19 protein-coding genes are annotated in these 26,395 nt (G+C 60.6%); 7 read left to right on the top strand and 12 right to left on the bottom strand.

The genetic code is table 11. From position 1 onward, the window contains the following. Nucleotides 1–327 precede the first annotated feature (327 nt). From JIN78_RS12815 to JIN78_RS12805, 3 genes are read right to left on the bottom strand one after another with little or no spacing between them, the layout of a single operon-like run. Nucleotides 328–3,309, bottom strand: coding sequence for a DEAD/DEAH box helicase (locus tag JIN78_RS12815; RefSeq protein WP_200392376.1), 2,982 nt, complete (start codon nucleotides 3,307–3,309; stop codon nucleotides 328–330). After that, a complete protein-coding gene (locus tag JIN78_RS12810; RefSeq protein WP_200392375.1) occupies nucleotides 3,306–3,866 on the bottom strand; it encodes a hypothetical protein in 561 nt (186 codons plus the stop codon). Before JIN78_RS12810 ends, JIN78_RS12815 begins: the two co-directional genes overlap by 4 nt. Continuing rightward, nucleotides 3,863–4,099 (bottom strand): hypothetical protein, encoded by a 237-nt coding sequence (locus JIN78_RS12805; protein WP_200392374.1) that lies wholly within the window; start codon nucleotides 4,097–4,099, stop codon nucleotides 3,863–3,865. Before JIN78_RS12805 ends, JIN78_RS12810 begins: the two co-directional genes overlap by 4 nt. Nucleotides 4,100–4,296: 197 nt before the next feature. Between JIN78_RS12805 and JIN78_RS12800 the strand changes: the two genes are divergently transcribed. Continuing rightward, the gene (locus tag JIN78_RS12800; protein WP_200392373.1) at nucleotides 4,297–8,469 is read left to right on the top strand and encodes a LamG-like jellyroll fold domain-containing protein; all 4,173 of its coding nucleotides are present in this window, start codon (nucleotides 4,297–4,299) and stop codon (nucleotides 8,467–8,469) included. Nucleotides 8,470–8,479: 10 nt separating this feature from the next. On the opposite strand, the gene JIN78_RS12795 is transcribed toward JIN78_RS12800, so the two are convergent. Further along, the gene (locus tag JIN78_RS12795; RefSeq protein ID WP_200392372.1) at nucleotides 8,480–9,505 is read right to left on the bottom strand and encodes a DUF21 domain-containing protein; all 1,026 of its coding nucleotides are present in this window, start codon (nucleotides 9,503–9,505) and stop codon (nucleotides 8,480–8,482) included. 159 nt (nucleotides 9,506–9,664) lie between these two features. On the opposite strand from JIN78_RS12795, the gene ftsY reads away from it, so the two are divergent. Both ftsY and JIN78_RS12785 read left to right on the top strand, forming a co-directional pair. Next, nucleotides 9,665–10,519: a signal recognition particle-docking protein FtsY gene (gene ftsY / locus JIN78_RS12790; protein ID WP_200392371.1), complete on the top strand. Its 855-nt coding sequence runs from the start codon at nucleotides 9,665–9,667 to the stop codon at nucleotides 10,517–10,519. Nucleotides 10,520–10,598: 79 nt separating this feature from the next. Next, nucleotides 10,599–11,459 (top strand): PEP-CTERM sorting domain-containing protein, encoded by an 861-nt coding sequence (locus JIN78_RS12785; RefSeq protein WP_200392370.1) that lies wholly within the window; start codon nucleotides 10,599–10,601, stop codon nucleotides 11,457–11,459. A 195-nt stretch (nucleotides 11,460–11,654) separates the two neighbouring features. Here JIN78_RS12785 and dnaB read toward each other — a convergent pair whose 3' ends face one another. Continuing rightward, nucleotides 11,655–13,106 carry a replicative DNA helicase gene (gene dnaB / locus JIN78_RS12780; protein WP_200392369.1) on the bottom strand — a complete coding sequence of 484 codons (1,452 nt, stop codon included), beginning with the start codon at nucleotides 13,104–13,106 and terminating at the stop codon, nucleotides 11,655–11,657. A gap of 178 nt (nucleotides 13,107–13,284) precedes the next feature. On the opposite strand from dnaB, the gene JIN78_RS12775 reads away from it, so the two are divergent. Then, nucleotides 13,285–15,255, top strand: coding sequence for a c-type cytochrome (locus JIN78_RS12775; RefSeq protein WP_200392368.1), 1,971 nt, complete (start codon nucleotides 13,285–13,287; stop codon nucleotides 15,253–15,255). Between the two features lie 66 nt (nucleotides 15,256–15,321). Beyond that, nucleotides 15,322–15,993 carry a tRNA (guanosine(37)-N1)-methyltransferase TrmD gene (trmD, locus tag JIN78_RS12770; protein ID WP_200392367.1) on the top strand — a complete coding sequence of 224 codons (672 nt, stop codon included), beginning with the start codon at nucleotides 15,322–15,324 and terminating at the stop codon, nucleotides 15,991–15,993. 77 nt (nucleotides 15,994–16,070) lie between these two features. Here the strand turns inward: trmD and JIN78_RS12765 are convergent, their stop codons facing one another. Next, nucleotides 16,071–16,508 (bottom strand): hypothetical protein, encoded by a 438-nt coding sequence (locus JIN78_RS12765; RefSeq protein ID WP_200392366.1) that lies wholly within the window; start codon nucleotides 16,506–16,508, stop codon nucleotides 16,071–16,073. 268 nt (nucleotides 16,509–16,776) lie between these two features. Between JIN78_RS12765 and JIN78_RS12760 the strand changes: the two genes are divergently transcribed. After that, a complete protein-coding gene (locus JIN78_RS12760) occupies nucleotides 16,777–19,428 on the top strand; it encodes a hypothetical protein (protein ID WP_200392365.1) in 2,652 nt (883 codons plus the stop codon). Here the strand turns inward: JIN78_RS12760 and JIN78_RS12755 are convergent. From JIN78_RS12755 to JIN78_RS12745, 3 genes are read right to left on the bottom strand one after another with little or no spacing between them, the layout of a single operon-like run. Beyond that, complete coding sequence (locus tag JIN78_RS12755) at nucleotides 19,425–20,153, bottom strand: RsmE family RNA methyltransferase (RefSeq protein ID WP_200392364.1); 729 nt, start codon at nucleotides 20,151–20,153, stop codon at nucleotides 19,425–19,427. The genes JIN78_RS12760 and JIN78_RS12755 overlap by 4 nt on opposite strands. Nucleotides 20,154–20,172: 19 nt before the next feature. Next, complete coding sequence (gene dnaJ, locus JIN78_RS12750) at nucleotides 20,173–21,327, bottom strand: molecular chaperone DnaJ (RefSeq protein ID WP_200392363.1); 1,155 nt, start codon at nucleotides 21,325–21,327, stop codon at nucleotides 20,173–20,175. After that, nucleotides 21,328–21,960, bottom strand: a complete 633-nt coding sequence (locus JIN78_RS12745) for a nucleotide exchange factor GrpE (protein WP_200392362.1) — start codon at nucleotides 21,958–21,960, stop codon at nucleotides 21,328–21,330. Nucleotides 21,961–22,118: 158 nt separating this feature from the next. Between JIN78_RS12745 and JIN78_RS12740 the strand changes: the two genes are divergently transcribed. Then, the gene (locus JIN78_RS12740) at nucleotides 22,119–22,619 is read left to right on the top strand and encodes a hypothetical protein (RefSeq protein WP_200392361.1); all 501 of its coding nucleotides are present in this window, start codon (nucleotides 22,119–22,121) and stop codon (nucleotides 22,617–22,619) included. A gap of 24 nt (nucleotides 22,620–22,643) precedes the next feature. Here the strand turns inward: JIN78_RS12740 and JIN78_RS17775 are convergent, their stop codons facing one another. The 3 genes from JIN78_RS17775 to JIN78_RS12725 all read right to left on the bottom strand — a co-directional run bounded on the left by JIN78_RS17775 (nucleotide 22,644) and on the right by JIN78_RS12725 (nucleotide 26,165). Next, the gene (locus tag JIN78_RS17775) at nucleotides 22,644–23,936 is read right to left on the bottom strand and encodes an aminopeptidase P N-terminal domain-containing protein (protein ID WP_200392360.1); all 1,293 of its coding nucleotides are present in this window, start codon (nucleotides 23,934–23,936) and stop codon (nucleotides 22,644–22,646) included. 146 nt (nucleotides 23,937–24,082) lie between these two features. Next, nucleotides 24,083–25,153, bottom strand: coding sequence for a 6-phosphofructokinase (locus JIN78_RS12730; protein WP_200392359.1), 1,071 nt, complete (start codon nucleotides 25,151–25,153; stop codon nucleotides 24,083–24,085). Between the two features lie 37 nt (nucleotides 25,154–25,190). Beyond that, nucleotides 25,191–26,165 (bottom strand): D-alanyl-D-alanine carboxypeptidase family protein, encoded by a 975-nt coding sequence (locus JIN78_RS12725; RefSeq protein WP_200392358.1) that lies wholly within the window; start codon nucleotides 26,163–26,165, stop codon nucleotides 25,191–25,193. Nucleotides 26,166–26,395 lie beyond the last annotated feature (230 nt).

Genomic DNA, 26,395 nt, shown 5'->3' with positions numbered 1-26,395 from the left:
ATCCGAAAAGGGAGCGTGGGCCTCCCGCAAGTGGAGAGATTATTCAGAGAAGTCATTCAAGGAGCACCGGCGTCCCGCCGGTGGAGGTGGCATCGTCGCCACGAGGACCGTGGGCCGACAAGAGTGTCGGGGCTCCTTTGAAGACGCTCTGGAAAACTCTCACCCACACCAACTACGGTGAGGCCTCGGGATAGGAGCGTGGGCACTCTTGCCCACTTGCAGGACCTCGGCACAGGACCGTTTCAAGGCGCTGCGGCGACTCGTTGGACTCGTTGGTAGACGTCACTTTTGGGGCCGACGAGGCGTCGGCGCTCCGTTCGGCGACCTTTAGCTTTCCAGGATGTCCAGCACTTCGCTCTCGCTGATTCCGGCCGCGCCCGCTTCGCCTTCGGTGAGGGAGCTGATGAGGGTGCGCTTTTTCTCCTGCAGGGTAAGGATTTTTTCCTCCACCGTGCCGCGCGCGATGAGCTTGTAGCTGGTAACCACCCGCTCCTGACCAATGCGGTAGGCCCGGTCGGTGGCCTGAGCCTCCACGGCAGGGTTCCACCAGGGATCGACGTGAATGACGGTGTCGGCGGCGGTGAGGTTGAGCCCCACTCCCCCGGCCTTGAGCGAGATGAGAAAGACCGGAATGTCGTCGTTTTGTTGAAAGCGCTTCACCACCTCGCCCCGGTTCTTGGTCGAGCCGTCGAGGTAACAGGACTTCCAGCCCCGCTCGGCGAGCATGGGCACCATCGCTTGCAGGAATTGCACGAACTGGGAAAAAACCAGCACGCGATGACCACCCGCCACCGCCTCTTCCAGCAACTCTTCTAACAGGGCAATTTTCGCACCGGCCTCTTCCTCCTGCAAACCAGTGAGACGCAGGTCGCAACAAGCCTGCCGCAGCCGCAGGAGGGCGCTGAGCGCGATCATGCGCTTGGCCCCGCCTTCGGCATCGGACACACGCTGACGGCTCTCGCGCAGAATGGCTTCGTAGACTTCGCGCTGGCGCTTGCCGAGTTCGACATAGCGCACTTGTTCGATTTTCTCGGGCAATTCGGTGGCCACTTCGGTCTTGAGGCGGCGCAGGAGCAAGGGGCGGAGCCGACGGGCGAGGCGCGCGCGCAGGGCGGGCTCGTCTCCCTTGGCGAGAGGCTTTTCGTAGCGCTCGGCGAAGTCGGTGCGCTTGCCGAGATAGCTCGGCTGCACGAAGTTCATGATGCTCCACAGGTCCTTCACCGAGTTTTCCACCGGGGTTCCGGTGAGGGCAAAGCGGTGCTCGGCACTGAGCGCAAAGGCGGCCCGCGAGACTTTGGCCTCGGGATTCTTGATGGTCTGCGCTTCGTCGAGAATGACGGTGGTGAAGCCCCAGTCTTGCCACCCTTCGCGGTCGAGGCGCAGCAAGGCGTAGCTGGTGACGAGGACGTCGGCTTCTTCGCCTTGTTCTTTCAAAGTCTTCTTTCGCTTCGGTCCCTCGATGGCGAGCACCTTCATGGAGGGAAAGAACTTGGCAGCCTCGTCCACCCAATTGCTGACGAGCGAGGAGGGGCAGACCACCAGGGACTGGCCGCCGGTGGCGTAGAGGAAAGTGAGCGTCTGCAGGGTTTTTCCCAAGCCCATATCATCAGCCAGGATGCCGCCCATGCCGAGACTGGAAAGCTTGAGCATCCAATCCACCCCCGCGCGCTGATAGCTGCGCAGCATTTCTCCCCCCGGACCAAGGTCCCACTCGTATTCCTCCTCTTTCCAGGGCTCTTCGCCCACTGCCTGGAGGACGCCATCCTTGACCGCCTCGCGCAGATAGCCCGCTTGAGCGGCGCTGATGCGCAACTCGCCGCCACCGGTCTGACGCCCTTCGAGGTCGCGCTGCAAGGCCTCCATCTCGCGGGCGACCGCTTCCTCCATCACGACCACGCGGCCGTCGGGCAAGGTGCGCTGCCCCCCGTCTCCGCCCTGAAAGATGCGCCGCACCTCTGCCGCGGCGAGGGGATTGCCGTTGCTGGAGCGATAGCCGAGGCTGACCCCGAACCAGTCTTCGCCGCTGCTGGTGAAGGACATCTCGGGGGTCACCTCCACCACCTGACTGGCGGCGTGGCGGAAACGCTCGCCCTCGCGCACGACCCAATCGGCCGGGACTTTTTCGCGGCCGTAGGCATGGAAACGCACAATGGCGTCCTTGTCCTTGAGCACGTAGCTGGCGCGCACCTTCTCGAAACCCCATTCGCGCAGGAAGCGCCGCGCCGTCCGCTCGCCCTCCTCATCGCGGAGAAAGGCTTTTCCTCTACTAGACTCCTCGTAGTCAAAGGCAAGCTCGGCAGCGAGGTGATTGAGCGAGCCCTCGAGGGTGAGGTGAATGACGGGCGTGGCCACCGTGGGCAGCTCCTCGGCCACTGGGGAGAGGTCGAAAAAGCGGTCCAGAGCGGCGCGATGTTTCCCGGCCATTTCCAGCGAAAGCCCCACCGTCCAGACCCGCACAAGGTCCTCGGGAATTCCCGCCCCGATGGGCCAGAGGCGGGCGGTCTTGGCATCGGTGGGCCCGAACCACCAGGCCCGCGTGCCATCGAGCAAAGGAACCCCGCCCGTGAAGTCGGCAAAGACCCGGTCGCCGAGCCGCCGGATGGGGAGAGGTCGGTTGGAGACCTGCACGCGCAAGGCCTCCTTTTTCCCCAAGCTGACGCGGCCATGGCCCCCCAGCCCTTCCAACAAATCAAGAAAAAGGGGAGGAGGCAAGAAGCCGATGCCCGGCACCTCCTGCGGGGAAATGCTCTGCAACACCTCCAGCACGGCGGCATCGGACTCGCTCACGAAAAGGAGTTCCTCCCCCTTGAGCGCGGCCAGCATCACGGTCTCGCCCGCATCGAGGTCCTCGACCTCCACCCCCACCATGAGCTGCTTCGCGGCCCAGCTTTTTTCCAAATGGACCGGCAGGAGCACGCGTAGGCGCACCGGGCGGGCACCCTCCTTCTCCTCCACCGTCCAGCTTGGCCAATCCGGCGAAATCCTTGGCCCGACCTCCTTTTTCTCGGTCTGCTCGACCGGCTTGCTCTGGGGCTCCAGGACCTCCAAAGCGACCGCCATCACGTGGGCACAAACCACGCCCATCTTGCGCGCGGCGTAGCAACCACACTCGTTATCGACATCGGTCGCCGAGCGAATAATCAGACGCGCCTTCCCAGCCTTGCCCGCGCCCGGGACTTTTCCTTCGAGCACCCCATTGCGATAGCTCGCCTCCTTGACCACCCCGGCGCGCCACACGCCCCGGGCCTCCTTCATCACCTTCCACCCCGCCATGTCCATCAGGACGGAGTCATTCAACTCGATACTCATACTCCCGCTGCCGCGCGCGCTTCTTTCAAGTGCTCCAAGCTGCCATGCTTTTGGCACCAAGATTCGATGTAGTTGAAGTCCAGGGCGTCCTGCTGGCGATAGAGAACTTTCACCACATCATCAAAGTCCTTGGGTCGCAATGCACGTTCGGACCAGCGCAACTTTTGCACCACAACATCTTCCGCAGAGGCCACCCAAGTCTTCACCCCCTCTCCCAAATCAACCTGGACTCGACGTTGAAACCTCTCTTGGTCAAACTCGTCTTCACTGAGATGAAAAACTTCGATCTCAAAGAGACTTCCCTCAGTCGAAATCAACTCTTTGCGAGTTGCGGTCACCATCTCAAAGAAGCCCTGCGCCTCAATATTCATCCCCTCAGGCAACTCCCGGGCTAATCGAGTCCACGAGTCAGCATCCATCTCTACTACGATATCGGCATCCTTGGTTGATCGGGGCACTCCAAAGTAATTGGACGAAAAAGACCCTACCACCATGTAAGGGATTTCGCGCTGATTGAGAAAATCTACGAACTTAGCAAGTAAAGCAGCCCCAGTCATCGTCCCATTTTTTCGGTCATCTCCAGCAACCTTTTCAATTCTTTCCTCAAATCTTGGGAAGAAAAGGTTGGATACTGGGCCCTCAAACCAGCCAAGGTGACCTGACAGGCATCATCAAACAGTTCCGCTCCTGCAAAGAATTTCTCCCGCGGGCTCATGCGGCGGGCTTGCTCGACCTTGCGGGCATCGCAATTGGCCGCATCTTGGCGGATTTGTTCGGAGGTGAGGTCCACGGGAAGAAATTAGCGCAGGAGGGGGCGGGACTCAATGCTCGATCGAGTCGGTCTCCCCCCTCTCCTCTCCAAGACCAGAAAGCGCCTGCCGCGACGCATTTTACCAAGTGCGCGTCGCAAAGCGCATAGCGCTCACTGCATGTTGCCCTTACATTGTTGATACCAATCCCCGCTCGCCCCCCCAAAAAAACTCATCCATGAATTGTCCTTCGCTCACCGGCGCGGCTCTCTGCTGCGTCGCGCTCTCGTCGTCGTCCCTCGCTCTCACTCTGGAAAATGAGTCCCAGACCCACGCCTCGCTCAGCAACGAAACCATCACTCTCAGTGGAAAATCCTATCTGCATCTGACAGGCTCCGGCGACCCCCTCGCCAACTGCACCATTCATCTCAACAGCGAAGACAGTTGGGTCTTTCTGCACGACGTGCGCCCTTCCACCGCCAATGCTTATCTCTCCCGTTTTCAGGTCAATGGCGAAGCTGCGGTCAACGGGTCCAACCTCCGCCTGGTGCAATACGCCAATGGTTCAGTCTTTATCCCGCACTCCCCTTCCTACCAGCCCATGGAGATATTCACCGGGCAGCGCATGACCGGGCAGCGGCGCCTCCTGAGCCAATATGCGGGCTACAACGCCAGTTCGCTGGGCTCTTTCAATGACGGCATCCGCTCTTTCACTCTCAAGCGGGGCTACATGGCCACCATCGCGGCCCATTCGGATGGCACGGGAGCGAGTGCCAACTTCGTCGCGCAGGATGCGGACCTGGAGGTGTCCTTCATGCCTGGGGGATTGGATCGCTCGGTGAGCTTCATCCGCGTCTTTCCCTGGCGTTGGGCGACCAAAAAGGGTTCCTGCGATGTGAGTGCGGAGAGCATGAACGCCACCTGGTTCTACAACTGGAGCATCAGCACCAACTCCACCCAGAATTGGGAATACGTGGCCATCAAGCAGCAACCGAACTGGCCTTCGCTTAATCAAAACTGGCAATCGCGAGGCATCACCCACGTCTCCGGGTTCAATGAGCCGGACAACCCGGTGGAAGATGCCTACCAGAACTTGACCCCGCAGGGCTCGGCGAGCAATGCCGCCAGCCGGTGGCCGGAGCTCCTGGGGACTGGCCTCCGGGTGGGAGCGCCCGCCGTGACTGATGGTGGACTGGGCTGGCTCAACACCTTCATGAGCTCGGCCAGTTCGGCGGGCCACCGCGTGGACTACGTGCCGGTGCACTACTACCGCAGCTCCCCGGGCAACAACCCCCAGACGGCGGCCAACGCGATGTATAACTTCCTGGCCTCGGTCCACAATGCCACCGGGCTGCCCGTGTGGGTGACGGAGTTCAACAACGGAGCCAACTGGACGGATAACAATCACGACCCCAATACGGGCCAAAACCGGGACGTCATCGAGGCCATGATCAACATGATGGACAGCACGCCCTGGATTGAGCGCTATGCCATCTACAGTGACGTGGAGTGGTTCCGCCGCACCCATTACGAAGATGGCTCGCTGACTCCCATGGGCTCGATGTATCGCAATCACAAGGCCCCCATGGCCCATCGCCAGGTGGTGCCCAATACCGCGCCCGGTGGGGATGCCTTTTACCCCTTTGAGGACAACCTCCGCGATCAGCGCAATGGCAACAATCCTCTCGCCTACGGCACCCCCCATTTGAGCGAAGGGAAATATGGCAACGGTCTCTCTTTTGATGGCCAGCACGACTTTCTCCGCCTGCCGGGCCGCATTGGCGACAGTAGTGACTTCACCTTCGCCGCTTGGGTCAAGTGGGACGGCGGGGCCAACTGGCAACGGATCTTCGACATCGGCACGAGCACCAACAACTTCGCCTTCCTCACTCCCAGTGCCGGGGACACGGGCCAGCTTCGCTTTGGCATCCGCGTCAACGGCGGCAGTCAGCAACAACTGAACGGGCCCGCTCTCCGCGTTGGCAGCTGGACCCATGTCGCGGTGACCCTGGAGGGGGACACCGGAACACTTTACGTCAATGGACGTCAATCGGATACACAGACCATCACCCACAATCCCTCCTCGCTGGGCACGGAGGTGAACTATCTTGGCAAAAGTCTTTTCAGCGCCGATCCGCTCTACGCGGGTCAACTTGACGAAGTCCTCTTCCAATCTTCCGCGTTGAGTGCGAACGACGTCATCGCCCTGATGACCTCCGAGCCCGCCACCTTGGATCCCGGCTTCACCCTACCCAGCAGCCCGATTGACCAGCTCGCCACCTTTGACCTCAGCGCACTGGTGACCAGCACGGAGGGCCCCTATCACTTCCGTAAAGTCAGCGGAGCGCCCTGGCTGGCGGTGGCCATCGACGGGCAGTGCCACGGTGTGCCCACCCTCGATCATGCGGGCACAACCGACCTTGTCATCGCGGTGGAGAGCCCCGGAGGAACAACGGTAACCGCGACCTTGCCCCTGGAGGTCGAAGCCCCCGTGCAAGTGGCCCACTTTCCCTTCGAGAACGACTGGCTCCCCGCAGTGGGGCGATTCCCCGTCACCGCTTCCGGCGAGGCGACCTTCGCCCCGGGGGCGGAGGGACAAGCTCTGGCCTTTGACGGCAGCGAAACCTACCTCACTCTGCCAAATGGCCTCGTCGCCAGTGACGAATTGACCATCGCGACTTGGGTTTATTGGGAAGGCAGCAGCACTTGGCAACGGATCTTCGACTTTGGCAGCGGCACCAATCAATACCTTTTCCTCACCCCCAAGGCGGGAGGGAGTGAACTGATTCGCTTCGCAATCAAAAACGGTGGAAACGAAGAGCATCTGGAAGCCCGCTCGGTGCTGCGCACCAATCGCTGGCAACACCTGGCCGTCACCCTGGGGCCTGGCGAAGGACGCCTTTACCTCAATGGCTCTCTGGCCGCGATCAATACCGACATGACTCTAAGCCCGGCGGACCTGAGCTTTACCCAGAATTATCTCGGAAAAAGCCAGCACCCGGATCCGCTCTTTGCCGGCCGCCTAGACGACTTTCAGGTCTTTCATCGCGTCCTCAATGATGACGAGATCGACGCCCTCGCAGAGACCCCGGGACCGGGCTTCGCGGCGGCCGAGGTCTCCTTCCCCGAGCTTGCCATTGGAGAATCGTTCTCGGCCACGGTCGCTGTGGAAACGGCCGAAGCGGTGAGCTACGAGAAGGCGGGCGGCCCCCGTTGGCTGCAGGTGGCGGGTAATGGCAAGCTCTCGGGCACCCCCGGCCCGGGCGACTCCGGGAGCAACCTCTTCCGCATCCGGGCTGTGACCGCTGCCGGGCGGACCGCAGAGCAACGAGTGATCATCCCCGTCACCCCGCCTGCTGACCTGCGGGCCCACTATCAATTTCAGAATGCGGGGAGTGATTCGGCCGGTTCCTTCACTGGAACCTTGCGCAACGGCACCAGCACCACGGGCTTGGGCTTCTTCGATGGCAGCGCGGTCTTTGATGGCAGCGACGACGACATCGCGGTGCCCGCCACCATTGAGGACGGCTTGAGTGATCTGACCATCGCCCTGCGTTATCGCTGGCACGGCGGAGGCAACTGGCAGCGCCTGCTGGACTTTGGCAATGGCACCAGTGAATACATGTTCCTCACACCTCACTCGGGCAACGGCACTTTGCAGTTCGGCATCACGGCCGCCAGCCTGGGGGCGACCCAGCGCCTGCAAACCCCCGCCCCCCCGATCGGAGAATGGGTTCATGTGGCCGTCTCCCTCACCGGCGACACCACCTCCCTCTACCTCAATGGAGCCCTCGTGGAAACCACCACCGAGATCACCCTTGATCCAGCCGACTTCAATCCCGCAGTCAACAAGATCGGCAGCAGCCAATGGAGCAACGATCCCGCCTTCCATGGCGAAATTGACGACTTCCGGCTCTACGACCGAGGCCTGAGCGCAGCCGAAGTGGCCGCGCTGGTTCTCCCTCCAGCCCCTGCAGTCCCGCTCGACGATTACCAGGTGTGGGCCACCGCCCAGGGATTTGCCGAAGGAGAGGAGAACTTGACGGCGGACCCCGACGGCGACGGTCTGGCCAATGCCTTCGAATTCCTATTGGGCCACAACCCCCTGCAGGCCGACCTCGGCGAGATCCTCTTCAGCGGAAAAAAGGAGCCCGCCAGCGAACTCGGTCTCCCCGGGGAAGACCACTACCTGACCTATCAAGCGCGGGTGCGCATCGCTCGCTCGGGACTGAACCTTTCCGCCGGGGGAAGCGCTGACCTCAGCGCCTTTGACCGCTCCCAAGCGGTTTTCGTCGATCGCCTCCCCGATGGCGAGTTCGAGATTCTCCGCTGGCGCTACCACCTCCCCATCAGCCCGGACAATCCCAAGGGCTTTCTCCGCTTGGAGGTGACCGGTGCAGAAGCCCCCTGAAACCAGGACCTCAAGCCCCTTTGCGGCGGATGACGATGCCATGCAACAGCCGGCCCAGCAAGTCAGGGCCGGTGATGATACGCTTGCGCCGTTCGCCCCAATAGAGGACCACCTCGCGATCGAGCACCCGGTCGTGGTGAGCCTCGGGTTCGACATCGAGCTGGGGAAGAATACGGTCCAAGGACAATTCGGAGTCGCTGGTCACGATCGGCTTCTGGCAGTGCTCCAAGAGCGAGCCCTCCCGCCGCCCACAGTAGAGATCGCGCAAACAATCATCCACATTCAGGGCGTAGCAGGGCCGGCCCGTCTCATCGAGCAGCACCACCCACTTGTGGTCGGTGGCCACAATTTTCTTCAGCAGCGCCTTCTCCTCCTCGCTATCGGGCTCGGGCATAAAGGCCTTCCCTTCCCTCAGGGGAAGGTCAATGATGGTCTCGGGAGCCAGCTGGGAACCCTCCCCCGAAACCCGCAAATCATCCAAGCGGAGAAAATTCAGCGCCCCCCGCCCCTCGGCATAGGAAATATCGGAAGAAGGCTCGCGGATGTGCTGGTCGAGAATAACCTCGAACTCGTCTTCCTTGAAAAAGCGCGTGCCCTCCGGCCCGATCCAGCGGTCGAGGAGAATCGCCGAGGGCTTGGCCACGGGAAAAAGCACGATGCGATAGACCCGGATGAGGGGGGAAAGGCGCGCCCCCATGCGCAGGGCATGGCGGGAGAAATAGGCCTGGGGCATGATTTCCCCAAAAAAGGTGATCCCTACCGTGGAAAAAAGAAAGCCGCCCACCCCCGCCATCACGGAATCAGCCAGAATGGTCAGCAACACATTCACCGAGACATTGCCCCAGAGGATGGTGCAGAGCAACAGGTTGGCATCCCCCCGCAAGCGGGCGATTTTAACCGCCCATTGGCTCCCCTTTTTGACTTCAGTCTCCAGTTGCAGCTTGGAGAGGGAGAAGAGGGCCAGATTGAGGCCCGAAAACATGGCGGATTGGGTCAGACACAGCGCGATGAGCAGCCAGGTGAAAAGGTCGTGCATTGATTGGGGTGGAGGGAGGGAACGACGAAAGCTTCCCAATCCCCGGCCAGCTTGCAAGACTATGCGCGCAAAATAACGAGAAAATCTCCCAGCGGGCCCGCCACTTCGCCATTCTGGCCTTTCCATGTCGCCTGCTTCGTGCCAAACCCCCTCTTCCCCATGGCAGGCTTCTTCAAAAACCTTTTCAATAAAGTCACCAACCGCGCCGAGATCGACTGGGACGAGCTCGAAGCCGACCTCATCTCCGCCGACCTGGGCCCCCGCCTCACCGTCACCATCGTGGACGAGCTGCGCGGGCTGGGCCGCGCCATCACCGCCCAGGACGTGGTCACCACCACCCGGGCCCACATCGCCAAAGTCTTTCCCGAAGACCAGGCCTTCCCCCCCGCCTTGCAGGAATCCGGCAAGCCCACCGTGCTGCTCATCGTCGGTGTCAACGGCACGGGCAAGACCACCTCGGTTGCCAAGCTCGGCCACCTCCTCAATGTCTATGGCCACAGCGTGCGGGTCGCAGCCGCCGACACCTTCCGCGCCGCCGCCGTGGAACAGCTCCAGTCCTGGGCCGCACGACTCGACCTTCCCATCACCGTTGGCCGCCACCAGGCCGACCCCGCCTCGGTCTGCTACACCGCCCACCGCGAAGCCATCGCGGAAGGGGCCGACTTCCTCCTCTGCGACACCGCCGGACGTCTCCACACCCGCCACAACCTGATGGAGGAGCTGGGCAAAATCCGCCGCATCATCGCCAAACAAGACGAAACCGCACCGCACAAAACCATTCTCGTGGTCGATGCCACCACCGGCTCCAATGCCCTCGCCCAAGCGAAAGAATTCAACAAGGCCGTGCCTCTCGACGGGCTCATCGTGACCAAGCTGGATGGCTCCGGCAAAGGCGGCATCGCCGTCTCCATCCAACAAGAACTCGGCATCGCCCCCCTCTTCATCGGCACCGGGGAGGAACCCAACAAGTTCCAACCCTTCGAACGGGAAAAATTCGTGTCCGACATTCTATAAAAAGAAGGCCGATGAAGTTTTATTTTTCATAAAATCCAATAGACAAAATTCATCAAGGGAGATATCAGACGTCTACCCTATGAAGAGTAACTCTTATTCCCCCCTGCTGGCCCTCTCTTTCACCGCTGCCAGTTTGAACGCCAACGTCAACTTTCAGGGCAACCAAAATGTCTCCTTTCTCAACCCCTCCCGGGCCATGATTCAAACCGTAGAAGGCGGCACGGATGGTGAAGTTGATCCTGGAGACACCTGGCGAATCGACGAGATCAAAAACGGCATCTACGCCACCCTCACTATCAATAGCGTGCGAGCAGTCAATGACTTCGGACCCGCAGCAGCCGTCCCCTCTATCAATGACTTTGCCCTGCAACCGGATGATGGCAGCGAAGTGATCGAACACATTATCGGGCAATCCTCATCGCCTTCTGGACATAATCAGGCCCTCGCTATCGAGTTTCACGGCTTCCGAACCAATGACATCGGGTTCAACTTCACACTCGATTTTTTTAACAGTAGTGACGGCACCCCGGCGGCGCTCACTGAAGGTTTCACTATCTTCGACTTGGACACCGCCAGCAACAATCTGGTGGAAACGGTCAAGGTCCTCGGGCTCTCCTCCTATGCCCTCGACCCCGACACCTCCGTCACCTTCAATGGAATCGACGGGGACGGCTACCACAGCTTCTCCAGTGACCCGACCCTTACCCTGCAAAACCGCACCATTTCCAGTTTGGAAGAGCAGCGCGATGTCTCGGTAGAATTTTTAACCGATGCCGCCACCTCTCTGACCTTTGACTGGTCTTGGGAGCTCTCGGCCCGCAGCGAAAACACCCGCACCTTTTACCTCTCCGGTATCCGCGAGTTCAACTTCGTGCCCGAGCCCAACACCGCCCTCCTTTCTCTCCTCGGACTTGCCGCCTGCCTGCGCCGTCGCCGCTAGTCCAAGCATTTTTCCATCTCGAAAAGCAGAAAAAGCCGAACACCGGGCGGAGTTCGGCTTTTTCTCTATCTACCGGTCCCCGAGAGACCGTTTTTCCATCGCCCAAAGGCAAAAAGGAATGGAAACCGGCCCCAAGTCTCCTCGATGAGCTTTGGGTGCTTCGGGGTTCCTCGATCGCGAAAGCGGTGTCTGGCCTCACTCCTCTTCCCCGGGCTCGAACTCGCGGGGCTCGAAGCGCATGAGCTCTTTGGTGAAGTGAAGAGGAATATCGCCCGTAGGACCATTCCGGTTCTTGGCCAGAATGAGCTGGGCCAAGCCGGCATTGGCCTCCTTCTCTTCCTCGGCGTCCTCTTTCGTCGGATCATTGTAGTATTCCTTCCGGAAGAGCAGGCCAATCATGTCGGCGTCCTGCTCGATGGAGCCGGATTCCCGCAAGTCGGACATGCGGGGGGTGCCGCCGCGTTGCTCGGGGCCCCGGTTGAGCTGGGCGAGGACGATGACGGGGATGCCCAGCTCTTTGGCAATCGCCTTCAAGCCAGAGGAGATTTCGGCAATTTCCCGCTCGCGGGAATCTCCGGCCTGCTTGGACTGGGAACGCATGAGCTGGAGGTAGTCGACCGCGATGAGCTGGATATCGTGCTCGCGCTTGAGCCGCCGGGCCTTGGCGCGGAGGTCGCCGATGGGCAGCGAGGGGGTATCGTCGATGAAAAGCGGAGCGTCGGCAAGGTCCTCGGAGGCTTTCTGAATGCGCTTGAGCTCTTCCTTGGTGATCTTGAAACCAGGCTTCATCTGCGAGAGGGCAAAGCGGGCTCGCGAGAAGAGAAGACGCTGCACGATCTGTTGGGAGGACATCTCGCAGGAGAAAACCAGAGAGGGCTTCTTCTGGTCGATGGCGATCTGCTCCACGATGTTCATCATGAAGGAGGTCTTACCCATGGAAGGACGAGCCGCGATGATCATCATCTCGCCCGGCTTTAAGCCGTTGGACATCTCGTCGAGCATGGGGTAGCCCGTCGGGATGCCTTCCAGCCCCTTTTGGCCGGAGGCCAATTGCTCGAAGACGTCGAGGACGTTGCCGATGAGTTCCTTCATGGTAAGCTCGCCCTTCACCTCGAGGTCTTCCTTGATGGAAAAGATGTCGGTCTCGACCTGGTCAAGGAAACCCGCGACCTCGGGAGGATTGCCATAGGCTTCCTCGATGGCGGCATTGGCATTCTCGATGACGGCCCGGAGGACGTATTTGTCGCGAATGATGTTGAGGTAATACTCGAAGTGGGCGGCGGAGCTGGCGGCATTGGAGAGATCGACCAGCGCCGAAGGGCCGCCGATGGAGTCGATGAGCCCCTTGTCGGAAAGGACCTGGTGAAGAATGACGACATCGATGGGATGGCCGCCATCGAAGCGCTCGAGGAGCACTTCGTAGAGCATCTGGTGGGCGGGTAGGTAGAAGTAATGGGGGCGTAGACCGAGTTCCACGGCTTGACCGATGCGGTCCACCGGGTCCTGGATCATGGAGGAGAGCACGGAGCGCTCGGCCTCCAGCGCATTGGGGATGGCCCGGGATTCCTTAAGACCCTCCTCGGTAACCACTTGAAGACGGGGAGACTTGCCCGTCTGGCCTTTTTTATCTGACTTCGTCTTATCCATCGAGCGGGCGGGAGAGTAGGTCCAAGGGCGGGGGGAAAGCAATTGAGAAGGACAGAAAGATGGAGAATCGTCCTGCGTAGAGGTGCCAGCGAGGCCCCGGGCGCGAGATGTCCCTTATGCACTTTTCTACAAGTTTCTGTCACATCCGAGGCAAGCATGAGATGATACCCTAGAAAAAATGACCAAACCGCAGACTTTCCTCCTTCTCCTCTCCCTATTCGCCAGTGGGCCTCTTGCGGGCGACGTCCTCGCCACCTATCAGCAGGGCGATCGCCACGATCGCCATCTCGCGCGCTTGCCAGCCCTCCACGTGCCCGCTGGCACGCCCGCCACTCCTCTTCTGGAGGAGGGGACCTTTTCGGTGACTTGGACGGGCACGCTGAGCTTGGAGAAAAGACAGCGCCTGCACTTTTCCTTCGCAGGCACGGGCACGGCCACCCTCGTGGTGGCGGGTGAGGAGGTGCTCCAGGAAACGGGCTCCCTCGGCGGGGAAAAGTCCGACCGCCTGCGGCTCTCCGGAGAGGTGCCCATCGAGGTGCGCTACCAGTCCCCGGAGGAGGGCGAGGCCCGCTTCCAACTGCTCTGGGAAGAACGCTCCTTTCCCACCGAACCCATTCCACCCGGAGCCTTTACCAAAAGGGACGGCGCTCTGGCGGCAGAGGCCTTGGCCTATCGCGGGCGCGAGATTTTTGCCCGTCATCTCTGCAGCAAATGCCACCTTGCGGGCGAGGGCTTCGGCCCCCACGCCATGCCCGAGCTCAATCACGTGCCCCCCATCGTGGGGCTGAGCGGCGACCGCTTGCAGGAGGATTGGCTGGCGCGCTGGATTGCCGATCCAGCCGCCTATCGCCCCGATACCAATATGCCCCGGCTGGTAGCGGACAGCGAAGAAGGCCGCCAGGCTGCGGCCGACCTGGCCGCCTACCTCATGACCCTCAAAACGGGCGCGGAGGGCGCACCAGTCGCTGGGGACGCCCAGGCCGGGGGTGCCACCTTCCACAAGTTGGCCTGTGTGACCTGCCACGGACAACCCGACGAAAGCACACCGAGTGAGAATCGCCTTCCCCTCACTCACCTCGCGGACAAATACCAGCCTCACGCACTGCGGGATTTCCTCTTGGATCCGGCCCAACTCTCTCCCCACACCCGCATGCCCAACTTCCGCCTCAGCGACGAGGAAGCAGCGAATTTGACCGCCTTTTTGCTCGAGCAATCAGCCACAGCCGAACGGCCCCAAGTTGAATTCCCCGCCGGAGATGCCTCCAAGGGCGCGGCCCACTCTCTCAAGATGCAGTGTGGAGCCTGTCACGCCGGCCTTCCATATGACCCGAGCGCGCTACCTCCCTTCGAGACCATTGCCCAGAAGCCTTGGAATGACGCCCCCTGTTTCTCCTCCGCGCACAGCCATTTGAACCTCCCCGAGGATGCAGGTGACGCTTTGGAAGCTCTTCGCAGCGAACATCTGGACTCGCTGAAGCGCGACACCGCCCCGGCCTTCGCCGAACGGCAGTTCAAAAACCTCCGCTGTCACGCCTGCCACAGTCGTGACGAGGTGCCTGCCCTGCTCGGAGCGCTCCACTCCGACACCGCGGCCTTGGCTGCTCATCTCAACGTGCATGAAAAACTGGACCAAAGCCTGCCCAACCTGACCCATACGGGGGCCATGCTCCACAGCGACGCCCTTGCGGAGATGCTGGCTGGCACGGCTGAACCGCGCCCCCGCCCTTGGCTCGACGCGCGTATGCCCGGCTTCGCCAACCATGCCCCGGAGACTTTTGCCCAGGGACTGGCCGCCCAGCACGGACTGGCCCCCAGCACGGCGCAAGAGCAAGAAAGCGACGCCGATCGGGTCGCGGTGGGCAAGGAACTCATTGGCTCGGAGAGCGGATTCGGCTGCACGACCTGTCACGGGGTCGGCGACCAAGAGCCTACGGCCGCCTTTGAAGTGATGGGCATTAATTTTGCCCTGACTCACGAACGCCTGCGGGAAGACTACTTCTACCGCTGGATGCACAATCCGGTCCGCATCACCCCCGACACCAAAATGCCGCGCTATGCCGACGACAAGGGCGAGACCCCCCTCCCCGCGCTCGGTGGCGAGAGTCGCGCGCAGTTCGAAGCCATCTGGGATTACTTGCAAACGCAGTAAAGAGCACCCTCCGGTCAGTCCGGCATTGTCAGCAAGCCCCGCTTGCCGCCAGACTGGCCGCCCGCCATGCGCATCGACATCATCACCCTGTTCCCTGAAATCGCCCTCGCGCCCCTCTCCGAGAGCATCATCAAGCGCGCGCGCGAGCAGGGAATCGCCGAGGTCCACGCCCACCAGCTGCGCGATTGGGCCACCGGCAAGCACCGCAAGACCGACGAATACCTCTGCGGAGGCGGGCAAGGGATGCTGCTCAAGCCCGAGCCCCTCTTCGCCGCCATTGAAGAGCTGCGCACGCCGGGGGCGAAAGTCATTTTGCTCACCCCCCAGGGACAGGTCCTCAAACAAGCGCGCGTGCGGGACTTGGCCAGCGAAGAGCACCTCATCCTCATCTGCGGGCATTACGAAGGCGTCGACCACCGCGTGATCACCGAGCTGGTCGACCTCGAGCTCTCCCTCGGTGACTACGTCCTCACCAACGGGGCCATTGCGGCCGCCGTGCTCTGCGACGCCATCATCCGCCTCCTCCCCGGGGCCCTCGGCGACGCCCGCTCCCCCGAGGACGAGTCCTTCAGCGACCCGAACCTCCTCGAAGCCCCCGCCTACACCAAGCCCAACGAATTTCGCGGCCTGCGCGTCCCGGAGGTGCTCCTCTCCGGCCACCACGCCAGGATCGAAGCTTGGAAAAAGGAGCAAGCCCTCCAGCGCACCCGCGAGAATCGCCCCGATTTGCTGCAGTGAGTATGCGGGGCAAGGCTCTCCCAGAGATCACCCTTCGCTCGGCAGCGGGAAAGCGCCCGCCAGCCCGGACCTTTCGCTCAAGCTCCGAAGCATCTTCTCACGAGCTGCTGCAATTCGCGAAGCTCATCATGGTCCGAGTCCTCTCCCTCTGCTACAGTCAGATCCCGCAGCTCAGCAAGATGTGCCCGAATCTCTGGCTCCGGCCCATCTGAATTGATCAAAAGCCGGAGCAAAGACTGAAGGGAAAGACGGCGCGCCAAGGACTCTGGCGTCTTCGCGAGAACCTCCCGATGCAGGGCCATCGCTTCCTCGGGGTCTTCGCTAAAGTCCGCCCGAATGGCCAGAATAGCGGGCACCCGACCATAGCGCTTCTCCATCTCCCGCAGAGTCTCGCGGAGTTCTGCCCGCGCCTTGTCTGCGAGGATCTCGTCGTTCCAAAGGACACCGTTGACGACCTGGAGAGACGCCTGATGGATGCGTTGCCAATCCCGGGGAGCCAGCTGGTCAGGGGTCATGACGAAGAGGATGGGGTGAATTCAGACTAGCCTCCCTCTGACTTCCTTGCCCATCCAAAAAACAAGAAATACTATTCCTTAAAAAAAAATAATCTCAAAACAAAAAAATGTGAGAACCCTGATGCAATTGAAAGAGAGTCATTCAACCCCCACGCCATGCCCCATGAAACCGCAAGCCCGCTCTCTCTTTGCCGCCATCCTCATCTTCCCTTTCCTGCTCCCCGGTGAAGTAGAGTGAAGAAAGACCAACCTGGACGCCGGAGAGGAGATGGGTCAACGATGTGCCCTCGCCATTGATGCCGCAGACCGGCACCACACAGCCTACATCCTCGGAGAGCACTCCTCCCTGCGCTACCGCCGACGTCAGCCGGGGGGCTCGCTGGAGACAGCGAGCCAAGCCTTGATCTACAGCCCCAATCCCCCCTTGACCACCGCCATCCCCCTCGAAGTGGACATCGAAGTGGACCGGAATTACCACCCTTCCATTGCCTACCTGCTCAGCGATGGAACCATTTCCGTCTGGTCCGACAAGGATCGGTGGACGTCCATTGCCGGGGATGCCCACACCGGGGTAAGCCACCGGGGAATCGATCTCAGTGTAGCGGGTAGCAAAGACTTTCGCACCACCGGGCTCGTCTACACCAATTCCTCAGGGCAAGCCTCTTACCTCCATTTCAACACGACAACCAAGGCCTGGTCTGCCCCCAGCCTGGTCACCACCCCCAATAACAGTGGCACCAAACCGAAATTGGTGGAAATCAACACCGTCAATCGACAATTGGTGAGCCCGAGTCCCGGAGTGGTTGTTTTCAATCGCAATGGCAATCGCCTACAACTGATATTAAAACAGTTCGAACTCTTCGGAAACCCTCCTTGGTCCGCCCCGGGGACAATTGCCGAGCTCCCCAATACCAGCATCTCCTTCGATGCCGCAGCGCGGGAGGGAGCCTTGGCCGTGGCCTACAGCAAGTTCGAAGAAGAGAATTCCTCGCTCCATTTGGCCCTGAATGAACAGGGCAACCTCCTGGCCGCCGAATACTGGACCCACAGCACCGTGGCCAACCAGGCAGAACTGGATGGAGCCTTGGATTTCTTCAATCATGTGCATCTCGAATTCGACGCTGCCGGAGCCGCCCTGGTTGCCTACACGCAGGAATCATTCGCCCTCTTGTCAGGTCGCACGGAGACCTTGCGGATGAAACGCCAGGTCGCCAAAGTAGGCTGGCATCTCTCGCTCGACGAGCCCCAGGAGACAGCCCTCAACGAATACGTCGGGGGTCTCTCTCTGGCCGTGAATGGAGCCGGAGATCCGATCATTATCTATGAGGAAGAGCAGGACGAAGAGACCTCCGTCCTGATGCTGCTCACTCCTGAAACCGAGCCCTGGGTCGTGGGAGGAGTCCCCGGTGTGGGGGAGCTGATCGCTCCCGCCATAGCGCGGGGTCCGGATGGGGCCCACTACCTTGTCGCCGGACAAATGACCACCCGCTTCCTCTCCTCCCCAAGCTTTGGCAAGCCGGTCGTCCTCCGCTTCCACCGCGGGCGGCAAGAAATCCTGGAGACCCCGGGGGGCGCGGCTGCAGACAAGCTCCACCTTGCCCATGCCCTCACCGTCACGGCGGACAATGCCGTCTACTTCCTCTCCCTCCAACTTTCCAATCCCGGAGACTCCAGCGGCAGACTGACCTTCGGGATGCACAGAGGCGGCTTGCGTCAATACGGTTCCCTTTTTCTCGATGGAGAAAATCCGGTCACTTGCAACCGGGAGAGCCAGATAGCCTTAGGCTCAAGCCAGAACGAACTCTATGCCCTCTTTGTCAACAATCAGGAGGGCGGAACTCTCACCCTCGCCCGCCTCAATCCAGCCGAAGGTCTTATCTGGGAAACCGTTCGCACCGAACCTAGTGGCTCCACCCCTTTGGACCTCGCGGTGCGCGATGATGGCGGAATCGCCCTGATCACTCTGACGAATGATGATCTGGTCAAAGTCACCACCAATGTGAGCCACACTGGCTCAGTGGGAGGGTTCACGGCCTTTTCCTATTCCACTTCCGGTGTCCCGAGCCAAGTCACCTGCGGGTTCTTGCGCAACGGTTCCCCTTACGCAGCGTCTCTCAGTCCAGGTAGTCTTTTTGTTTCCTTCCTCAGCGAAACCGGGCACCTACATGGTTACTCCGTCACGGTCCCCGATGGAGAAAGCGGCGGCCTGCTGGACTCCGTGCACACAGGATCCGCGCTGCACTTTCTCGTCCAAAACAAGAGTTCCAACGCTCTCCTCTATCATCTCGTGGCGCAAGATGATGCCGAACTCGGGATCCAAGCTCCCCGCCTTCGCGGCCAGCTGGACGCGCCTCCCCTGACCCAGAGCTCCTACGGCGACCGAGTGGCTGCGACTTTGGATGAGAACGGCTTCCCCGTAGCCACACTAGGCGTGCAACGATCCAATCTGCTCGTCTTCTCCACTTTTCACAATCCCCTCTTGGTCCGTCCCGCCAATGCCCTGGAACCCGACCACGATGGAGTGCCCATCCTCAGCGAGAATGCCCATCTCATGAATCCTTACGGCCAAGACGCCCATCTTCTCCCACAGGCCGATATCGACCCCTCGACGGTGACCTTGGGCTTTCACTATCGCTGCCCCCGGGTCACCGAAGTTCATCTCCCGGCCGGTCATCCCTCCTCCACTGCCCGCCTCGGGGCCTTTCAATACAGCATTCACGAATCCTTTGATTTGAAGGGATTTTCGCCCATCCCCGGAAGCGTTCCTATCGGCACCCCGGCTTGGCTGCACGAGCGCGGCATTCCCATCGATGCCGAGGGACCCGTGCAACTCATGCGCGCAACGGTCCGCCCAGAGGCTTCCTTCCAAAGCAGCAACCCGAAAGCGTTCCTCCGCCTGCACGTCACCCGTCTCCGCTAAAAATAACGGTAACGGGCGGCGGAAAGGAGGAAGAGACAGGCCGTCTCCACGCGGAGAACGATGCGCCCCAGAGTCACGGGCTCGAAGCCGCTGGCGATGGCAGCCGCGATCTCTTCCCCGGTGAAGTCCCCTTCCGGGCCGACGAGAAAGGAAAGCACATCCAGGTCGGCGGGAAGGGCTTCGAGCCGCTCCCGCACTGGGAGGGCCCCTTCGGCGAGGGAGGCGAGGAGACCGGCCCCCGCCCGTTGGCGAGCGAGATAGTCGCCGATCGGGAGAACAGGAAACACCGTCGGAAGCAGGTTTTGGCCGCACTGTTTGCAAGCCTCCAAGGCCACCCGCTGCCACTTCTGGCTCTTGTCGGCGGCCTCGGTGGCCGAAACCTTGACCACGGTGTTGCGGGTGGTGAGCGGCTGGATGCTGTTCACTCCCAGCTCGACCGCCTTTTGCACCACCAGGTCCATGGTCTTGCCCTTGGGAATAGCCACCGCGAGATGTAGGCGGGGTGGGTCGAAAGCGGACTCCCCCTCCTCCTCGCGGCGCAAGGTGAGCTGCGACTTGTCACAAGCCAACACCTCTCCCCGCGCCCAGCGCCCGGCTCCGTCAAACACCTCGAGGCGGTCGCCGGGCTTCTTGCGCATTACGCGCACGGCATGGTGCCCCTCTTCCCCCGCGAGCACGAGCTCTCCAGGAGTCCACTCGGCGGGCGGGAGGTAGAAGCGGTCCATGCGTGGGTAAGAGAGGAGGTTACTTGCCAAAGAACTTCTTGGCGCGCTCGAGGAAGCCTTCCTGCATAGGGGAATTCTCCTGCCCGATAGACTGGGCAAAGGCCTGCAGCTTCTCCTTCTGGTCGGAATCCAGATTGGTGGGCACCTCGACGTTGACCTCGATGTGCAGGTCTCCCTTGCGACCCCCGCCCACCTCGGGCATACCCCGCCCGCGCAAGCGAAATACGGTGCCGCCCTGGGTGCCGGCCGGAATCTTGATGGACGCCTTGCCCTCGAGAGTTGGAACATCGATTTCCCCACCCAAGGCCGCCGTCACGAAAGAAACGGGAACCTCGCAAAAGAGGTCGTCCTCTTCACGCTGGAAAACGCTGTGCTTTTTGACGTGCAGGAAGACGTAGAGATCGCCATTGGGCCCGCCACGCAGTCCGGCATCGCCATTGCCCGAAGAACGCAAACGCACGCCATCGTCCACCCCGGGAGGAATCTTGATCTTGATGCGGTCGGTCTTCTCGATGCGACCGTCGCCATGGCAGTCATCACAAGGATCGCTGATCACCTGACCCGCGCCACGGCACTCTGGACAAGTGCTCTGCTGGACAAAGATGCCTGCTTGTCGGGCCACCACCCCGCGTCCACCACAGGTGGTGCAGGGACGACTGCCCCCGCCCTTGGAGCCGGTGGAGTTGCAGGTGCCACAGGGGGTGGCACGCTCGATTTCAAGCTCCTTCTCCGATCCCCGGGCCGCTTCTTCGAGGGATATCTCGAGATCATAGCGCAGATCACTGCCCCGCTTTTTGCCCGAAGGATCACGGCGACGTCCACCGCCGAAGATGTCCTCGAAGCCGCCTCCCCCGCCGAAAGCTCCCCCAAAGACCTGGGAGAAAATGTCCATCGGATCGCCGAAGCCTCCTCCGAATCCGCCCCCGCCGCCATTGCCCATCCCTCCTTGCTTGAAGGCGGCATGGCCATAGCGATCGTAGGCCGCTTTCTTGTCCTCATCACTGAGTACCTGATAAGCTTCGCCCAGTTCTTTGAACTTTTCCTCGGCCTTGGGATCATCCGGATTCTGATCCGGGTGAAACTTCATCGCCATCTTGCGATAGGCCTTCTTAATCTCGGAAGCGGTGGCATTCTTGGAAACGCCCAGCACTTCGTAGTAGTCGCGCTCAGCCATTTACTGTCCTTCCTCCTCTCCTTCGCTGGCCGGGGCTTCTTCCGCAGCTTCGACTTTTTTGGCCACAATCACGTTGGCCGGGCGCAAGAGGCGCTCGCCCACGAAATAGCCCCGGCGGACCACGCGCAAGACCTTGCCTTCCTCGATCTCGTCCGACTCTTCCTGGCTCACGGCCTCATGGAAGTTGGGGTCGAAATCGCCGCCGACTTCGATATCCACCGGCTTCACGCCCTGACTGTTGAAAAATTCGTTCAGCTGACCCTGCACCATGGCCATGCCCTGATAGAGCATGGAGCCTTGCTCTTGCTCAGCCATTTGCATCCCCATGCCGAAGTTGTCGAGGACGGGCAAGAGTTCGCTGAGGAGGCGCTGGTTGGCGAACTTGCGGCTCTCCTCCAGCTCCTTGGCCATGCGCTTGCGGTAATTGTCCATCTCGGCAGCGCGCCGCAGGGACTCATCTTTGTATTTCTGGATTTCCGCTTCCATGGCAGCAAGGGGGTCGACTTCGACGGCCTCTTCTTCGGCAGGAGCATTCTCCTCCCCGGACACTTCGTTTTCTACCGGAGTCGAGGGTTCGGCTGCTTGCGCGGCCTTCTCAGCTGCGGCTTCTTCGGGAGCAACTTCGTCTTTCACGTCTTCGTTCACGCCCGCTTCCATAAACCAAGACGCTTTCCCGTCAACCCCGTGTTACAACGGAAAGAGGGCAAATCGCCTTCATTGGCACCAAAACCTCCCCCGGAGGTCCGCCTCGACGCTTGCCCTGACGGAGAGTTTGACGAACTATCCCGGCGATGAAAAAGCTTCTGGTCTCACTCGCTGCCGTCTTGGCCATCGCCGCTTTCGCCTACTACTATTTCTCCGCGCCCCGCGTCATCGATCGTCGCCTCGATTCCCTCCTCGATACCATGAGCTTCGGAGCCGTGACTTTGAAAAACCTCGACCAGGAAGCAGCGGACTTCGCCGATCACTTCGCCGAATCGGTGATTTTCTCCGGTTCGGGCAGCGAAGTGATTTCCGGCGAAGTCAGTCGCGCGGAAATGCAGGAACTCTACCACAGCCAGTTCCGCGTGGGAGCGAAGTCCAGCCAAGCCAAAGTCATCGGCGAGACCGTCATCGTGATGAGGGGGTCAGACCGGGCCGAGATGGACACCACAGTGAAGCTCGACCTCGTGCTCCGCGACAACATGAGCTATCCCCAGTCCATCCCCGCGCGCTTGCAGTGGCGGAAAAGGGAAGGGAAATGGCGAATCGATGAAGTGCGGATGCTGGAACCGGTTGACGAGGGCTACTGACCCCCGTCCACCGGGCTTCCCCGATCAGGCGTTCATGAGCGCCTCAATATCATCAGGCTCAATCGGGATATTGGCCATCAAATCGGTATTTCCGTCCCGACCGATGAGAACGTCATTCTCCAAGCGCACTCCGAGCTTTTCATCGGGAATGTAGATGCCCGGCTCGATGGTGAAGACCATACCCTCGCGCACGGGCTCATTGTGAGGGAAGACGTCATGGACATCGAGGCCGAGGTGGTGGGAGGTTCCGTGCATGAAGAATTTGCTCACCAGGGGCAAGGTCTCACGATCCTGCTCGGCGGCTTCTTGCTCCCCAATCAACCCCAGCGCAATCAACTCTTTCTCCATCATCAGACGGACCTGGTGCTGGTAATCCTTGGGCGTGATGCCGGGACGGAGAATCCCATTGGCTTGGCGCAGAACACTGAGGACGGACTCGTAAACTTGCCGCTGACGGGGGGTGAAGCGCCCGTTGACCGGAATGGTGCGGGTCATGTCAGCATTCCAATTGCCATACTCCGCGCCCACATCCATCAAGAGCATGTCGCCGTCCTGGCAGACATCATGGTTCTCCAGGTAGTGCAAGACACAGGCATTCTTCCCCGATCCGATAATCGGTGAATAAGCGAAGCCCCGCGAGCGGTTGCGGACGAATTCATGGAGGTATTCCGCCTCCACTTCCCACTCGCCCATCCCAGGCTGGAGCGCCCCCAGAACGCGGCGGAAGCCTTTTTCGGTAATGTCGCAGGCCTCTTGAATGTAAGAAAGTTCCACCTCATCCTTGATGATGCGGAGCTCGTTCATGAGCGGAGCGAGACGCTCGTAACGGTGCAAGGGGAAACGCTCCTGGCACTGCTTAATGAAACGATCGTTGCGCGTTTGGACGATGCGCATAGCCCGGAGATGCTCGTTGGTGGCTAGATAGACGTGCTCCGCCTGCGGCACGAGAGAGGAAAGAATCGTCTCGAACGAGTTGGTCCACTCCACCCGCTCAATACCCGAGACCGCGCCGGCTTGCTCTTTGTCGAGCTTCTCCCCTTCCCAAACGGCGATGTATTCGTTGGTCTCGCGGACAAAGAGGATTTCCCGGTCTCTCTCCAGCTTGGCATCGGGAAAGAGAATGACCACCGTCTCCTCCTGATCGACCCCGGTCAGATAGAACAAGTCCCGGTTCTGATGAAGAAGCAAAGTGCCATCGGCATTGGTCGGCAAGATATCATTGGCATGAACAATGACAATGGAGTTGGGCTTCAGTAAGTCACGCAATTTCTCGCGGTTGCGGACAAAGAGAGCGGGATCAATTGGTTCGTATCGCACGCCGCAGACCTAAACAGCGAGCCGGGGAGGTGAAAATCGAAAAATTTCACTTTTCCGCCGTTGGGTAAAAAATACCCTCCTTCCGGTAAAAAAATCCCGCACCAACAAGGGTGCGGGAGACGAAAAACGAGTGCGATAAGTCCGTTTTACTGACCGAAGCTGATGCCAATGGCCTTGGCGGCATTGACCACCTCGCCGTCGGGATCGACCGCCCGAATCTGATGCACCGCTTCTTTGATGGGCACCGAGCCGACGTGATAGGACTGGTAGCTGACCATCTGCCCGAAGTTGCCTTCGCTGGCCAAATTGACCGCCATCACGCCGAAGCGAAGGCCGAGAATCCGATCCAAAGCGGTGGGACCACCACCCCGCTGGAGGTGACCCAAGGTGCAAGCACGGGTTTCTTTCCCGGTCATTTTCTCGACTTGCTCAGCGACCATGGCTCCGACACCCCCGAGGTGGACTTCGCCGCCGTGGGTATTTTCCTTGGCAATCAATCCCTCCGGCATTTTGGCCCCCTCGGCCACGACGATGAGCGAACTGTGGTGACCTTGGGCTTCCCGCAGCTTGATGAATTCGGCCACTTTTTCCATTTGGAAGGGAATCTCGGGCAAGAGAACAACATTGGCTCCCCCGGCCATCCCCCCCCAAAGGGCGATCCAACCGGCATGGCGTCCCATCACCTCGAGAACCATCACCCGCTTGTGGCTGGAAGCGGTGGTGTTGAGCCGATCCAGGCCATCGACCACAGAAGTGACCGCACTATCGAAACCAAAGGTCATCGCCGTCGCCTGCAAATCGTTGTCGATTGTCTTGGGCACGCCAATGACCGGCCAACCGTCTTCGTAAAGTTGATGAGCAGTCGTGAGGGAGCCATCACCGCCAACGACGACCAAAGCGCCGATTTCCAGCTGATCGAGGGTTCGCTTGGCGCGGTCGATGATTTCCTGCGGCACTTTGGCGACATCGCCCGCTCCCACTTTGGCCGCAAAGTTTCCCTTGTTGGTCGTGCCGAGAATGGTTCCTCCAAGCTTGAGAATGCCGGCGGTATCCGCTCTTTTCAAAAATTGAAAGTCACCTGGAGGGAGCAGGCCTTCGAAGCCATCCCGAAAGCCAACGACTTCCCATCCTTTTTCACTGGCCGCGCCCACCACGCCGTGGATCACCGCATTCAATCCGGGGCAGTCTCCCCCGCTATTCAAAATTCCAATTCGCATGTCTTCTTCTGGTCTAGTGTGTGACCGCATCCAAGCATCACAGCTCGGGCACGGAAAGGATTTCTTGGGGTTGGCCGCTGGCCACCCCCCCGTAGGACAACCACTGATCGTAACCTGCCCATCCGGCGTTGAGAAGCCCGAGCGCCCGGCCTTCCCGATCGACGCTATTGAGAACAACCACGATCATCCGCCGGGGAGTGATTCGTGCCTGCCCGTCCGGGAGCTTCTCGACCAGAGGCTTGCGCTCGGCGGAAATCAGGAGACACGGCCCCGAGCGAGGAGTCTGCCCCGCTTTCAGGCCATTGATTCCCTGCGTTCCAACCAGCTGGTTGGTATTTTGAACTCGGAAAGAGATGGACTGCCCCGCACGGCGAAAACCAATCTGGCGGGATTTTTGCTTGGTATAAAAAGCCATTCCCGGATGACGCATGGCGTAAATGGCGAGCCGGGCCATATCCTCGGCGGTGGACACCCCGCCATCGCTGCCATGGGCATTGACAAATCGGGTGCGGCTCATGCCGAGTGCGCCGGCCAACTGGTTCATCTCTGCGACAAACGTCTCGCTCACCGAGCCATAGACTCCCCGCCGCTGTTGCAGCTCGTGCCCGATAAAGGCCGCCACGGTCTGCGCGGCGGCGGTATCCGATCCCATCAACATGGAATAGAGCGCATCACGCAGGGCAATCTGATCACCAGGGAGCAAGCCCATGGGATTTGGTCCGGGGATGCTCACCACATCAGGCGGAACAATGGCCTGTTGGGCCAAGCTGTTTCCAGTCGCCGAGGACCAATCGAACGCTACCACCGCAGTGGCCACTTGACTGAGACTGGCCACGGACCGGGTGGCGGTCGCATTGCGACTGGTCACCACTTTCCCGGAGTGGGCTTCCACCACCAGATAAGCTTCTCCCCCGGAATCGGGGCCCCCGCCTCCTCCCCCCGAAGGGCCAACGCAAGAGATAACCATGCAACCAATGAGGGCGACGGCCAAGAGCTGCCAAAGGTTCTTCATCACGCTCAATGCAAATGGCAAGACGACTTTTCGCAAGGAAATTATCAGACCAGCACGCGTTCCACCGACCAAGCGAGCCCTCACTCTCTCGCCCAGAATGGAGCGGGCAGCTCAGAGTCTCTATTTCCAGAGAGATTTTCCCAGTTGGCGGAAGTTGTAGAGGCGCTCGGGCTTGGGGACGGTGGCGAGACCTTTGAGGGGTCGCGGACCGGTTTGACGAGAGGGGGCAA

It is taken from the genome of Roseibacillus ishigakijimensis, assembly GCF_016595415.1.
Taxonomy (GTDB): domain Bacteria; phylum Verrucomicrobiota; class Verrucomicrobiia; order Verrucomicrobiales; family Akkermansiaceae; genus Roseibacillus; species Roseibacillus ishigakijimensis.
This window is presented reverse-complemented; position numbering and strand designations above follow the sequence as displayed.